15 protein-coding genes are annotated in these 13,651 nt (G+C 34.0%); 3 read left to right on the forward strand and 12 right to left on the reverse strand.

What is annotated here, in order from left to right; genetic code table 11:
• Positions 1–5 precede the first annotated feature (5 nt).
• On the reverse strand, positions 6–746 hold the full coding sequence (locus C7954_RS03045; protein WP_076544535.1) for a LexA family transcriptional regulator: 741 nt from the start codon (positions 744–746) through the stop codon (positions 6–8).
• 186 nt (positions 747–932) lie between these two features.
• Between C7954_RS03045 and C7954_RS03050 the strand changes: the two genes are divergently transcribed.
• The 3 genes from C7954_RS03050 (at position 933) to C7954_RS03055 (ending at position 3,163) form a co-directional block, all read left to right on the forward strand.
• Positions 933–1,208: a helix-turn-helix domain-containing protein gene (locus tag C7954_RS03050; protein ID WP_076544534.1), complete on the forward strand. Its 276-nt coding sequence runs from the start codon at positions 933–935 to the stop codon at positions 1,206–1,208.
• A gap of 403 nt (positions 1,209–1,611) precedes the next feature.
• Positions 1,612–1,785: a hypothetical protein gene (locus tag C7954_RS13590; RefSeq protein WP_158531783.1), complete on the forward strand. Its 174-nt coding sequence runs from the start codon at positions 1,612–1,614 to the stop codon at positions 1,783–1,785.
• The gene (locus tag C7954_RS03055; RefSeq protein WP_134058640.1) at positions 1,772–3,163 is read left to right on the forward strand and encodes a rolling circle replication-associated protein; all 1,392 of its coding nucleotides are present in this window, start codon (positions 1,772–1,774) and stop codon (positions 3,161–3,163) included. The genes C7954_RS13590 and C7954_RS03055 overlap by 14 nt, the downstream gene beginning before the upstream one ends.
• A gap of 189 nt (positions 3,164–3,352) precedes the next feature.
• Here the strand turns inward: C7954_RS03055 and C7954_RS03060 are convergent, their stop codons facing one another.
• The 11 genes from C7954_RS03060 to C7954_RS03110 form a co-directional block, all read right to left on the reverse strand.
• On the reverse strand, positions 3,353–3,655 hold the full coding sequence (locus tag C7954_RS03060) for a hypothetical protein (protein WP_089716843.1): 303 nt from the start codon (positions 3,653–3,655) through the stop codon (positions 3,353–3,355).
• Between the two features lie 153 nt (positions 3,656–3,808).
• Positions 3,809–4,015: a ribbon-helix-helix domain-containing protein gene (locus C7954_RS03065; RefSeq protein ID WP_089716842.1), complete on the reverse strand. Its 207-nt coding sequence runs from the start codon at positions 4,013–4,015 to the stop codon at positions 3,809–3,811.
• A 51-nt stretch (positions 4,016–4,066) separates the two neighbouring features.
• On the reverse strand, positions 4,067–4,321 hold the full coding sequence (locus tag C7954_RS03070; RefSeq protein ID WP_076544530.1) for a UPF0175 family protein: 255 nt from the start codon (positions 4,319–4,321) through the stop codon (positions 4,067–4,069).
• 248 nt (positions 4,322–4,569) lie between these two features.
• Positions 4,570–5,115 carry a site-specific integrase gene (locus C7954_RS03075; protein WP_089716841.1) on the reverse strand — a complete coding sequence of 182 codons (546 nt, stop codon included), beginning with the start codon at positions 5,113–5,115 and terminating at the stop codon, positions 4,570–4,572.
• A gap of 208 nt (positions 5,116–5,323) precedes the next feature.
• Positions 5,324–6,289, reverse strand: coding sequence for an AbiJ-NTD4 domain-containing protein (locus C7954_RS03080; protein ID WP_133505657.1), 966 nt, complete (start codon positions 6,287–6,289; stop codon positions 5,324–5,326).
• Between the two features lie 46 nt (positions 6,290–6,335).
• The gene (locus C7954_RS03085; RefSeq protein ID WP_133505656.1) at positions 6,336–6,815 is read right to left on the reverse strand and encodes a hypothetical protein; all 480 of its coding nucleotides are present in this window, start codon (positions 6,813–6,815) and stop codon (positions 6,336–6,338) included.
• A 31-nt stretch (positions 6,816–6,846) separates the two neighbouring features.
• Positions 6,847–7,833, reverse strand: a complete 987-nt coding sequence (locus tag C7954_RS03090; RefSeq protein ID WP_133505655.1) for a PD-(D/E)XK nuclease family protein — start codon at positions 7,831–7,833, stop codon at positions 6,847–6,849.
• 22 nt (positions 7,834–7,855) lie between these two features.
• A complete protein-coding gene (locus C7954_RS03095) occupies positions 7,856–8,815 on the reverse strand; it encodes a hypothetical protein (RefSeq protein ID WP_133505654.1) in 960 nt (319 codons plus the stop codon).
• A gap of 41 nt (positions 8,816–8,856) precedes the next feature.
• Complete coding sequence (locus tag C7954_RS03100; RefSeq protein WP_133505653.1) at positions 8,857–9,855, reverse strand: FRG domain-containing protein; 999 nt, start codon at positions 9,853–9,855, stop codon at positions 8,857–8,859.
• Between the two features lie 19 nt (positions 9,856–9,874).
• The gene (locus C7954_RS03105) at positions 9,875–10,603 is read right to left on the reverse strand and encodes a M48 family metallopeptidase (RefSeq protein ID WP_133505652.1); all 729 of its coding nucleotides are present in this window, start codon (positions 10,601–10,603) and stop codon (positions 9,875–9,877) included.
• A 12-nt stretch (positions 10,604–10,615) separates the two neighbouring features.
• Positions 10,616–13,651: a type I restriction endonuclease subunit R gene (locus C7954_RS03110; protein WP_133505651.1), complete on the reverse strand. Its 3,036-nt coding sequence runs from the start codon at positions 13,649–13,651 to the stop codon at positions 10,616–10,618.

Consider the following 13,651-nt stretch of genomic DNA (forward strand, 5'->3'; position numbering starts at 1 on the left):
TCCTATTATTTTATATATTGTCTTCCTACAAAAACTACTAATCCTTTAACTTCAATTTCTGTCTTATCAATTTCACCATAGTTCTCAAAATCTGGTTCTAGCCTCACCTTATCTTTATTAATAATGTAGTATCTTTTTATTGTTCTGTTGCAATCACCACCTTTTCTGATAATCACTAATATTGTAGAGCCATTCTCAGGCTCATCATTCATGGGTCTAATTAGAATGTAATCACCTCTGACAATTCCCCAATCCTTAAATTTATTATCTGTCATCTTTAAAGCATAAGAGGAATCTGTAACATACCCTTCTGGAAAAGTGAAATAGTCTTCTTTAACACATTCTTGCTTCTCATCCCAAAAAGCTTCATTATTATAATTGTAACTTGTAACCATTTCTCTAGGGTTCTTCTTTTCTACCTGCTCAAGATAAGTTGAAAGTAACCCTTTTGCTCCTTGAGTGTCTTTTTTTTCCTCATATTGCCCCTCGTCATCCTTATCCATAACTAAAAGATACTTCTCATCCAGATAACCTGCGGCTACCATTAATTCAATATAACGAACTTTATCATTATTCTCGGCTATTTTTTCTAAAATATCTGGCTTAGGATCAAACTCAAGCGACCCGTTTTTGAGTTTAGATAAATAAGATCTGTGTATGTCTGCTTCTTTAGCAAACTTCGTGACTGATTTATCACCAATTGCTCTACTTACTAAATTCATTAATTTCACTTTATCTTTTTTCACTTTCTCTCACCTCTAAATAGATTGTAACACATTTTCGGGATTATTACAAACACTTTTTTAATTATTTTAGGATTATACTTTACAAAAAGAAGGCTTCATGCTATAATATTATTGTAATAAAGCAAATAAGCAGCAATTGATTGTTGTTCAATATTTGCACACACTAATATTTTAGGAGGATTTAAGATGAAAGATACTAAAACAGATCTGATAATTTATTTTAAGAATGCAGTAAAAGAACAGATCAACTTTGACTTTGAGCAGATACCTTTTTCTTTAGGTGTGAGCGACTTAAAAGAGCTTTTACCCCTATCTGATTCTAAAATTTATATGATGCTGGAAGCAGGAGAAATTCCTGCAAGAAAGATGGGAGGTAAATGGACAGTCTCAAGGGCAGAGTTCCTTGCCTGGTTTTACGGATCTGAAGAAAATCTAGATTTGGAAGAACAGGTAATCGTTTAATTATAATAGTAGGGGGAGAAAGAAGAGTCTCCTCTCCCCCGAAATTATCACACTCAGAATAGTGAAGTAATAATCTGAAAATCCTCCAACAGATCCAGGTCTTAACGGGCCTGGGTCTTTTTTTATTTACTAATATTTTAACTTTCATTCTAAATGAACATATGCTCTTTTAGTGAGCTTGAGTAATTTTATTATCAAAATTTGAATTTCACTGTCAAAAACGGCCTTTTAATCGGTATTATATATATAGAAGCACTTTTTAAAATGGGGGGATGAAGGTAGAGGATCCCAAGCAAGGTTCTCTGCCTTCAGCCATAAAAAAAGACCTGCTGTTAAGTTCTTTTAAATAACTACTTAAGTACTTACGAAATCCTGTGATCGGATTAAGGAGGCTTCTAAAACAGTGAAAGTAGACGAAATCTTAAAGTTAAAGAAATCTAAACTCAGTAACATTCAAATACTTAGTTTGCTTAAAGAAGATATATTCCAGAGCAGAAAGAAACAGGAAAACAATAACGGAGGTAATAACAATGACAGTGACAGCTCAAAATCTCAGAACTACCATGAAAAAGAATGAGGATAAGGCGGAAGGCAGAAATGTAGCAACATTAAACTCTATCGAAAGGGATATTAAAGGAGTATGGTACTCGAGAAAGCTAGATCTATACGGTAATATTCTCGATGAAATAAGTTATGAAGATGAAATATACAGGGGCGGAGAAAAGGAAAATAAATGGAAGTCTAAGACAAATGATAACAAACCATCAAGAAGTAAAAGTACCTATACTCCAACTCCAGAAGAAAGAATAGCTTCTAATATCAATCAACTGAAAAAGAAGACCTGGAAATTGACCATTGCTAATATTGAAGACATGAATACTTTTACCACAGTAACTATGGGAGATGTAGACTTCTACAACCTCTTTTCTTCAAAAAGAAGCGATAAAGATAAAAATGAACTCTACCTTGCTGATCAGTTGAGTGAAAGTGAATTGCAGCTTCTTAAAGGTAAGACCAACCTGAAGTATAAAAAGGAGAAAGATAGAAGATACTTAAATAACAGTGAGGAAGAAAATTATCTACGTAAAAAAATTATAAACATCTTAATCAAGCAGGCTTCATCTATGATTTCCAAAATAGAAGAATCTTTTGTAAAGGATGAAAAAACATTCAAAAGTGTCAGTGCTCGTAATCAAGCTATTAAAAGAGAACTTGCTTCAAGAATCAACTCTCTTCTGTCTGGTAAGTCTCCGTATAATATTGAAAATGCCTACTCTGCTTTCAGTAAATTCATTGAGAATCTGAAGAATTTATCAGAAGCCTATGAAGGTGACTTCAAATACATAGCAGTGTTAGAATTCCAGGAAAATGGTAGACCACACTTTCACATGCTGTCTAATCTAAAGTACCTGGAGCAATCTAAACTTCAGGATAAGTGGGGTCACGGAATAGCTCATATTAGCTCTCTTAATTCGATTAGTAGACCTGGCCTACACATCAGTAAAAAAGATAATTTAAAGGCAAAAGCGACTAAGTTGTCAAATTATCTCTGCGAAGAAATTAGTGAAACTAGAAAAGATTCTAGAACTAAAAATAGAAAAATACTTTTGAGAAGTAATAACTTACTAAAACAGCCACTGGAGGTAATTACTCCTGAATTACAACGACAGGTGGACCAATATGTGTTTAGTAATTCTGTTGGGGTAGACTGGGAAAGTGGGTTAATCGAAGGTAAGGGAGAGTATTCAAAAAGCTCCAACATAAAAAGAAGAGTTATGGAAGATTCTAATCTCTACTCAATGATAGAACAAAGAGCAGGCCAGTTACTGGATAAGATTCTAGAAATAGCAGAGAAACTTAATAGTGACATTATAACCAAAGATATATACTATCAGGCCAAGCATGAACTTTTCTACAATGATCAGGAATATATGCCGGCTACTGTTGCAGCATAGGGTCTCTCCTGCTTGAACATTGACAACTAAATATTTTACTCTTACTCCCTATTAGATAACACCTGGATGCGCGCCGCAGGACTTTAAATGCCAGGTCATAATCACAGGGAGATCTATGTCTAAAACTTATATAAAAGTGGTCCAGCCGCCCAGAGAAAGAAAAGGTCCATTTCTTGCTATACTTAACTTTTATTCAAATACATCAAATACCACTGATTCAGGTATCCACATGCATTCTACACCCTCATCATTTAAAGGAAACTCAAAATAGTACCAATTACCTTCCAGATCAGTCTTGTATTGATCAGTTCCCTCTAAGCCTTCCAGCCACTGTTCTTCAGCAATGACTAGTTCTTCTTCATCATTAACTGGCTTTTCAGGAAATCCTTCCTGGATAATTTTAAGGTGATACTCTCCTTTAGGAAAGTTATAGCCACTGTCTCTATAATTCTTTGCCTGGTAACTTGCGCCGACTTCAAATTGCTTTGTCACGGTTATCAGCTCCTAATTTTAATATTTTGTCTCAAATATAATTTATAAATCTTATCATCATGCTGATTCATCTTATTATCTTTATAGGAATCGATAATATTGTAATCGATATGCTACCCAAACTTATACCATAAGATGATGTATCTTAAAAAATTAATCTCTTACTTCAACACGATCATAATATTCATAAAATGCTTCTCTATAAATGTATGATTTACTTTGACCAGATCTCTCACTTAGTTCATTAGCTTTATCATCTTGATCCTGAGTTACATAAATACTAACTTGTTTCATTTCACTAATTTTTTTCTTCTTTTTTAAGATGAAACGACAATCAGATTTCTTTTCCTTCTTCCCCACTATAATCACCTCCTTCAAGAAATTTGCCAGTAATGAAGGAATTAATGAGTTTTAGGCATTCTCAACATCAGAAGCTAATTCTTCTGGATCCATGTTTATCATTTCTACACCATATCTGTGCAACTCTAACAGAAATGCGGCTCGATCCATCCCAACCATTTCTGCAGCCATACCCGAAGATATTCGTTTAAGTTCAAATAGTTTGACCGCCATTGCCAATTTAGCTTCTCGTTCAAATTCTTCAGGACTTTCTTGAAGTAAATCAGGCAAAGTGTCAGGATATTCTATCTCCATTTTTCTAGGCATGTCATTATCCTCCTACTGGACTTATTATACTCAGATGCGTATTACTAACTCTATTATAGCACATATCTGCAGTAGAAAAAAAGCTTAACAACCAATATACTACTGGGAGCACACAAAGGCTATTTAAAGCTGTTTCTAACCGTTCTACATAAAGAATACCCAGCATAAACACAAGGCTCCAAACTGCTATTCTCAACCCTCCTCAGCCCTTTCTACATAAGAGCTTAGAGCACTATCGCTTTTCTAACTTACAGTTCGAAGTCTTTCATTGATTCATCCATCAAATCCTGATTTACCCCTATATAATCTAGAGTAATACTCGGAGCAGAATGGTTAAAAAGTTTCTGCAGCATTGCTACATCTTTGTACTGCTGATAATGGTGGTAACCGAAGGTTTTACGGGTAGAATGGCAGCCAATGGATTCCAGACCAACTTCTTTACCTACAGAACTTAGCACTCTATATGCCTGACTTCTAGTTATCGGTTTGTTGGTCCCGTTCCTACTCTGAAAGAGGTACTCATGATCAGCCATGTTTTTAATGTATTGATCTAAAGCATCTCGCAAAACACCATTAATAAAGAACTTCTTTGACTTTTGAGTCTTCTGTTCTTTGATCTGGATATGTGTCTTATTCCTTACATCAGAAACTTTTAGTTGCAGCATGTCTCCAATTCTAAGGCCAGTATTAATTCCGAGCACAAAAAGTAGATAATTCCTGTAATTATCCATCAACAATAAGCGTTTAATCTCCTCAATCAATTCCTTGTCTCTGATCGGCTCAACTTTTTTCATTAGTTTAATCCCCTTTCTAATTTGTTTAAGATACATAAAAGCTCATTTAACACAGAATAGACATCTATTGAAGTGAGTTCATAAGCAAAATATTGGGCCTTCACCGCCGCTAAGGTTGCTATAACAGCAATAAAGACCACAAATGTCAACTCACCTTATTAACTATTGTGGTGAATTAAAGATTATTAGAAATTGTATCAGCTATTTATCAAAAAGGTACGTCAAAATCTTCTTCATTAAATTCCTCATCAAAATCTTCATCCCAATCATCTGAAGTTTCATCTTCAAAGTTATCTTCTTTATGTTCTTCTAAAGAATATTTCTGTAATAAAAAAAGAATGATGCTACTAGATAGATTTAGAGCTAATTCTGCATATTCAACTGAAACAGATATTCTATCATTTCCTTGACCATGTCCCCCTAACTTATTTCTTAAAAAAGGAACAGCCATTAAAACTTGACTAGTAAATCCACCTCTATATTCCTCTGCTAAGTCTTCAATAAATCTTGAGTCTTTTAGTTTGCTCAACAGATAACTAGCATTACCTTCATCAATATCTAAAATTGTTTTTAATATACTCTCCATACTTTTACAAGAATTCAAAATAGAACTCTTATAATTATGTTCCTTAAAATCTTTTTTTGCTTGGGTATATTCATCACAAGCCCCCTCAAATCCATTCTCTTTTAATATACTATATGTTTTTTCAGTAACATCTCTAATAAAAAAATCATAATCTATCTGATAAAATTTCCCCTCACTTAATCTCCACGAAATTCGTTCATCTTCAAATGCTTTATTAACAGTTTTAGTCACTTCCGCTTTTTTACAGAACAAATCTATATCTGCTTGATTCATTACATAATAATATATTTCTACTACATCTAATACCTTTGAAGGATAAGTGGTTTCTATAAATTGTTGAAGTTCTGTTTTGTTTTTTTCAACATTGGTGACCAAACTATCTTTACCATAAACTTCTTTAATCAACTCTACCGTTTTGCTTAAAGTATTCTCATAATAATTTGCACCAGTGTCTGTATATTCTACCCATTCAGAATCAAGTCTTTCTAAAATCATCCATATTCTTTTGTTAAGGCGTTTAGGGAAAGAAACTTTAAGTTTTTTATTATAGATTACCTCTTGATGCCTTATTGAAAAGGGGCTTATCATTATTAACCTCCTCAAGATTTATTAACTATTGTGGTGAATTAATCATCTAATTGTTTTTTAGTTTTAATTCTACTTCATCATTAATCTTTTTAATATTTTCTCCATTTGCCCTCCACTGCAAGAGGTAATCACCTGGCTTTGCCTCCAATTTTATTGACACAATTCGTTTTGTTTCTGGTTTGAGATTTTTAAAAGAATAATTAAAAGAATTATTATCAAAAGCTACACTTGGAGCACCGAATATATCCGATGCGTCTTGGACGGGATTAACTTTAATAAGACCAATACCCTCTGTTTCCACAACTACTATTCCATTCTTAGCAATCAAGCTTTCTTCTCCATTACAAAAAGCAAAACTGATATCCCACCTATCTTCATCATCCAAAGAGGTAATTTCTTCAACTTTAACCCTTAAATCCTTAACTTTTCTAGGCCTGGATTTGAATGAATAATAAGCAGCAATAATTGCAGCAATTGTTCCTATTATAGAAGAAATAGTTCCTACAACTGGTACCAAATCTTTCATAAAAACCTCCTCAAATTATGAACTACTGCGGTTATCCCTTTACTTTCAGTGCTTTTATTACCTTTCTCCCCAGTGATCTAGTATTTCTTTTATTCCCTGAGTCAAAATATAGACTGACATCTAAATCTTTATCCCTTATTATCTTTCTCAATAATGGTTTTGCTACCTCATATTCCTGTTCATTTAGATTGTAGACTTTAATTGAGCTGCTCTCGTACTTTTCAATTCTATATTTTCCATCTCTTAGCTCTACAGTTACAGACTCTTTAATATCACCCAAATCATCAGCTACTCGCTCTGGAGAAGTGAATTTAATATTCGTCTCAATAATATGTCTAATAAAGGCCTTAAGGGTGTTTCTAACATAATCTGAAATAGGATCAATCTCAAAGTTGGCTTCACTCTTAAGTAATGACTTTAATAATCCTGCAAGTGTACCTGAATCATCCGCCGCATCCCACTTTAACCAAACCTTATCATCATTTGATTCCTGATCAATTATTAAATTATCAAACTCTTTTTTAAGTGAGTTAAAATCACCAGAAGGGGTTAGAAAAACCATTAAAACTTTTGTTTCCTTATCTTCAGTTCTATTAATTTCTGATCTAATAGCCTTATACTCCTGTTTAAACTGATCATTTTGAGCAGAAGAAGGCTTTATCTTGTTTTCAACAGCTATTTTTAGAATTTCTTTAGTTTCATATTCAGCTGTCACTGGATCAAACATATCATCATAAATCTGAATCTCAATATCTAAATATCGTTTTTGTCCTTTGTAATTATATGGAGACTCAAGAGTAACTTCTACTTCAAGGCTATTTTTATTTTTCAGCAGGTCACTGTTATTTTCAAATAGTTCTTTTGCAGTAAGTTCATCTAAAAGCTTAAGGAATTCTTTTAAAAAAGTGTCTTTTAATCCATGTTCCTGATAGGGGTTAATGAGAAACGAAAGCATAGCACTCATGTTATTCTCATTTAAGCTTCCTTTACCCTGACTTAAAGCAGTAAAAATATTCATCAAGTATCATCCACCCTTTAAATTATTTGCTGATAGTAAAATATTCATATTGTGGTTTTGCTTCACTCCAGGGAAATACATCAGCAGAAACAACAGTCTGTAAAGTCCAACGATAATCATTTCCAGCCTCCAAAATAGTATCTTTAATCTTATATTCCTGAGCATTATTAATAGTAATCCAGTCTAATCTTTCCCACTCATCATTATCTAACTTCTTTTCAATTCTAAGATAAGCTTTGTCTGTTTCTGGGATATAATCAAATTCAAAAGTAGGAGCTACTGTATCGATAACCTGATTAGCAACAGGGTAATTTAAATTCGGAAAGTCTATCTGAAAGTCTGAAAGTTTAATCTCAGCCTTAAATTCTTCTTGAGTTCCATCAGCAAATTCAACTATATAGGTATAGTATCCTGCTAAAGGTTCAGTTAGATTCCAGTATTGATGCCATTGAGAACCAAAGTGAGGCTCCAGAGTATATTCTTTCCCATCTGGATCAATTACTTTACCAGACTTAATTTCTTTCCCAGATAAAGGATTAGCATAAAATGCTATTTGCCAAACTCCTTTATTATGAAACTCAGAGTAATATTTAAGCACACTTGCTATTGTGTTTACAGGTATATCAACTATATTTTCTCCTGCATCTATATTAATAGTATTCTCCCATAAAACTATTTGATCTTCATTTGATTGTGAAACAACTTTCGAACTAACATTTGAAGCTCCTTTTAGTACTCTTACTGTTGCTTTTCCACTATCTAAATCCTCAATCTTATAACTTCCATTCTCACTTGTCACTTCCTGCTTATTATCTATTTCTATAACAACATTACTTAAATTGCTGCTAACTCCATCCTTTAACACAGTTACATTTCCAGTAACAAAAGAATCTTCAGTATTAGTTAGGCCATTTCCACTATTACAAGCAGTAAGTGTTACAGCAAGTACCATAATTAAAATAATTAGTAAGTATTTCTTCACAAAGCTTCCCCCCTTTATAGGTTTATCACTAACTTGTCTTTTTATTTTGGATAGCAGCAAGCTCTAACTCTTATTTCTGCATCTCCATAAGGCTTCTCTTTTTTCATTCTTCTTTTTATTGCCCTTCTCCGTTGACGTGATAATTTATATATTGGGCTGTCAACCATGCTGTAACCATTTTCACTTAAATTGTTGATTAAATCTTCCTTATTTATTTCATTTTTGTCACAATATATAGATACTGCTTCTTTGCTAACTATTTTTGAGTTCTTTACATTTTCAGCAATCTCACTCACATCATCTTCGGGAGGTATAAGTTTATTAAAATCATCATGACAGAATAACCTGTTAATCATTTTATTGTATTTTGGTTTTTGCTTGAATAATACTTTATTAGACATATTAGAAAAATCTTCATTGTGATCTAGTTTTATCCCAAAGGCACATTGAACACCAGGCCGTTTAAACGGCTGTAATCCAATTAGCTTCATATTATTTAGATCATTAGCTATAAGTTCTTGGTCCATATAACTTCTAATGCAACCTACTCCTTCAGTCCTTGGAGTAAATCTACTTTCCTCACTGTTATAAACATGTGTTGCAAAAAATGCTGCAACAGCAATATCAGAGCTTAGATCCAACAAATCGGTCTTAAGTTCATAATGTTGAGCTAATGCATCATAATGAATATCCATACCGTCATTCTCTGCAAATATAACTTTGGGATGAGTCTTTAATATTAAGGAGAAGTCAATAATTTTGAGCCGATTTATCATTACATCTTTTCTAGTAGGATTACCTCTGAAAATACTGGGTTTACAGGGATATCTTGAATCATAATTATCATTCTCTCCCCTATAAAAAGTAAAAAACATGTTTTTAGGTAAAGCAGACATTTTACCGTTTGGCATTTGCATGAGATTAAAAGACAGCTTTCTTCTAATATAACCAAGACGTTTTGATTTCAAATTTAGTAAAGGACTATTTGATTCAAAATGACGTATAGCTTCAAATATATCACTATATATTTTGGGACTCATAAATTATCTCCTCAATCTTTTAAAAGTCTAATCGCTTACCATTCACTTTAAGCCACTCTTTTTTCTCTTTAATGTTAGGTATAACAGAAGCTACTGTTGCCCAGAAATCTCTAGAATGATTGTCATGTATTAGGTGGGTAAGCTCATGTACCACCAAATAATCCACAATAGACATTGGTGCCATGATGATCTTCCAGTTAAAGTTAAGGTTGTTTTTACTGCTGCAGCTGCCCCAGCGCTTCTTCTGTTTTTTCACAACCACATTGTTTGGTTCAACATCAAGCTTAACCTTATACTTATCCACTCGCTCATTAATCTTTTCTTTAGCATGTTCACGATACCATTCAATTAAACGGGTCCGAATCTCTTCTCGTCGCTTTTCTTTCTTATCTGCAAGCTCCACTGGATAGTCAATAATGAATTTCCCCTGGTAGAGCTTTACTTCCACTTTTGAAATTTCTGCCGGATTAACCTCCAACCTATATCTTCGATCTAAATAAGGAAGTTTCTCTCCAGTCATGAATTCTTTTTCTTTTGGTGCAGGCTTAATCTTATCCATTTCCCTTAATTTGGAAAGAATCCAGTTAGTTTTTTTCTTTAGTACATCTTCTATTTTAGTTTCTGCTGTATTTTTTGGAGATCTAACTATTAAATTCCTCTCATGATCAACAATGATCCCCATAGTTTTACGTCTAGTGCGTATTATTTCATAATTTATTAGTTTATTTCCCAGTTTGATCTGCTGCATTCTTACCTCCGATTAAAACATAAATATATTCTGAGAGAGCTTAATTATCTTGTTAGTTAAACTCTCATATTTCTGCTTGAACTCGTCATATTTGATCAGATGAACCTTGGTTGTTTTTCGCATCTTCTGAAGAACTTCAGTCTTCTGACGCCAGAGATCAATTTTAGTGTACTCACTTAAGTCATTAAAGATATTCTGAGTAACTTCCTTCACTGTCTTATTTACATAAGGCTCATCACTACCTTCTCCTGCAGTATATTCACCAGGCTCTTCTGCAACTTTGCCCTTTTCTTCTTTATCTCTCTCATTTAAAAGAAGTTCATAAAGGGCAAACTCTTTCTTGTTTAACCCCAGTTTTTCTGCTTTCGACTGGACTGTTCTCATATCATTAATAATATCCTTCATCTCACCAATCTGTTCTAAAAGACTCATCTGATTATTTTTTCTCTTTTCGATGATCTCTTCCAGTCGCTCACTTAGTTTTTTATAATAGACAGGGTTTTCTTCCATCTGTACATTAATTTCTTTCTTTATCGCATGCTCCATCTCACTGGCTTTAGCTTTATCAGATTTTAAGTCATCTAGAGTTTCTTCAAACTTTTTCTCATCAAGTATAGATACTGGCTCATGCAAGACTCTGACACTGCTTGCTCTGATATGATCATCTATCAGTTTTTTAACCTTTTCTCCCATACCCTTAATATCAATACTATCATCACGATATCTATTTCTCACTGCTGTATAAATTTTACTCAACTTGTATAAATCCTTACGGTAAGGATCAGCTATCGGGTGAGGCATGATGATATCCATACTCTTAGCAAAGTCCTTAAAGTCATTTTTGAAGTCATTTCTCTTCTCTTCGTCTTCAAAGATCTCAATACAGGCTTCCAGGTCATCCATATCTGTATTTCTAAAATATTTCATTACCTCTCTGTGATTGGCTTCCAGTCTTGGCTTCTCATCTTCAATTGGAGTTACAGCATTTTCCACATCAGAAGGATTAAAGATAGCCAGTGCCTTTTTAAGGTTATCAAAGACTCCATAATAATCTACTACCAGACCATAATTCTTCTCAGGATAAACTCTGTTAACTCGGGCAATAGCCTGCAGCAAGTTATGTTCTTTCAGAGACTTATCCAAATACATAACCTGCTCAACTGGAGCATCAAAACCAGTCAAGAGCATATCACAAACGATGATTATTTTAAGTGAAGAGTGAGGATTCTTAAACCTCTCAACTATTCTAGATTTCTGATCATTATCAACACTGTATTTTTTAAGCAAGCCCTCATCATTGTGCCCGCCAGAGATTAATACAGCTGTTTCTGGACCGTCTAACTCATCAATCGCCTCTTTATACCTAACTGCTGCCTGTCTGCTTACGGCCACTATTTGAGCCTTAAAAGGGGCAATCTTTTCCGTATAATGTTTAATAATATCCAGGGCAATAGTTTTAATCCTGGAACTTGCTTCAGCTATATCATTTTCAGTAGCATATTTTTCTTTTATCTTCTGTTTTTCTTCATCTGAATATCTGTGGAAGGTTTGATCAAAGACTTCATCTAAAGTTCTATCCTCCACATGTAACTCAGCCAGTCTGCTCTCATATTTAATTGGCAGGGTAGCATTATCGGCAACTGATTCTTCTATCGTGTAAGTATCAATATAGTCACCGAAGGTTCTTAAGGTGCTTCTTGATTCTTTATCAATTGGTGTTCCTGTAAAACCTATGTAAGCTGCATTTGGTAGAGCTCTCCTCATATTAGAGGCTAAATCTTTAAACTGAGTTCTGTGAGCCTCATCAGCCATTACAAATACATTCTCTCTTTCGGTTAAAACAGGATATTTTTCATCTTCATATTCCTGAAACTTATGGATAGTAGTCATAATAGTTCTGCCTGCTTCTGAGGACAAAAGCTCTTTTAAGTCTTTTACACTACCTGCTCTTTCTGGATTAGGAAAACCACATTTTTTGAAAGTACCACTGATCTGTTCATCAAGGTCAACTCTATCTGTTACAATTAGCATTGTAGGATTGCCAATATCCTTCATCCTTCTCAGTTTAAGGGCTAAAAAGAGCATGGTTAAAGATTTGCCTGAGCCCTGAGTATGCCAGACAGTTCCGTTTCTGTCTTCTAAACTCTTAGCATTCTTTATTCTTTCTACTGCTTTCTGCACAGCTCTGTACTGCTGATAGCGGCAGGCCATTTTAACTTTAGCATTACCCTTATCTTCAAAAACAGTAAAGTTCCTGATAATATCTAAAAATCTGTTCTTTTTAAAAAGTGAGAAAAGAAGTATATCCTGTCCTGTAGGCACTTTTCCCAGTAGTTCTGCCAAAGAGTCTTTAGTATAAGGATAAGGATCTTTCCAGCCTTTAAATGCCTGTGCTGGAGCACCTACTGTAGCAGAGGTAGCTGAGTCACCCCAGGCTGCAACAAGCAGTTGATTGGGGTAAAATAATTCTTCTGCTCCTTCTTCAGTATCATCACTTCTTATGTTTTGATATCTTCTCAGCTGATTTATTGCCTCTTCTTCTGGTTCATTACAGGTAGTATTATTTTTGCATTCTATTACAGCCAGAGGTAAACCATTAACAAACAGAGTTATGTCAGGTTTAATTGGATCTTTTCCTTTGACTCGAAATTGGTTGATTGCTATAAAAGAATTATTATCAAGATTCTCATAATCTATGTACTTTACAGTCTGGTTTTTCTTGCCATGACCTATATCCTGCTGTAAACTTATGTGATTAATCAGTTTATCATAGATCATCTCATTGGCTGCCATCAAGGAATTAGCTTTTAGACGGGCTGGTCTGATCTCATTAACTGCCTTATTCAAGTTGTTCTCATTGATCCAGGGATTGATTCTTTTAAGAGCACTCTTAAGCTCCTCAATTAAAATCACCTGGTGTTCTGATTCTCTTGCCGGCAGCTCTACAAAATCCTTATCCAGCTGATCATAGACTTTATAGCCCAAAGTTTTAAATAAATCTAAAGCAGGTTTTTCTGATTGCTGATATTCATCCCAATTTCCAGTCAT

This window comes from Halanaerobium congolense, assembly GCF_004366375.1.
Taxonomy (GTDB): Bacteria; Bacillota; Halanaerobiia; order Halanaerobiales; family Halanaerobiaceae; genus Halanaerobium; species Halanaerobium congolense.

What these genes read in the sequence shown, in the direction of transcription:
- C7954_RS03075 (WP_089716841.1), bottom strand. Translation starts at nt 5,115, where the DNA reads ATGAAAAAAGTTGAGCCGATCAGAGACAAGGAATTGATTGAGGAGATT.
- C7954_RS03050 (WP_076544534.1), top strand. Translation starts at nt 933, where the DNA reads ATGAAAGATACTAAAACAGATCTGATAATTTATTTTAAGAATGCAGTA.
- C7954_RS03110 (WP_133505651.1), bottom strand. Translation starts at nt 13,651, where the DNA reads ATGACTGGAAATTGGGATGAATATCAGCAATCAGAAAAACCTGCTTTA.
- C7954_RS03090 (WP_133505655.1), bottom strand. Translation starts at nt 7,833, where the DNA reads ATGAATATTTTTACTGCTTTAAGTCAGGGTAAAGGAAGCTTAAATGAG.
- C7954_RS03080 (WP_133505657.1), bottom strand. Translation starts at nt 6,289, where the DNA reads ATGATAAGCCCCTTTTCAATAAGGCATCAAGAGGTAATCTATAATAAA.
- C7954_RS03100 (WP_133505653.1), bottom strand. Translation starts at nt 9,855, where the DNA reads ATGAGTCCCAAAATATATAGTGATATATTTGAAGCTATACGTCATTTT.
- C7954_RS03105 (WP_133505652.1), bottom strand. Translation starts at nt 10,603, where the DNA reads ATGCAGCAGATCAAACTGGGAAATAAACTAATAAATTATGAAATAATA.
- C7954_RS03070 (WP_076544530.1), bottom strand. Translation starts at nt 4,321, where the DNA reads ATGCCTAGAAAAATGGAGATAGAATATCCTGACACTTTGCCTGATTTA.
- C7954_RS03055 (WP_134058640.1), top strand. Translation starts at nt 1,772, where the DNA reads ATGAAAAAGAATGAGGATAAGGCGGAAGGCAGAAATGTAGCAACATTA.
- C7954_RS03085 (WP_133505656.1), bottom strand. Translation starts at nt 6,815, where the DNA reads ATGAAAGATTTGGTACCAGTTGTAGGAACTATTTCTTCTATAATAGGA.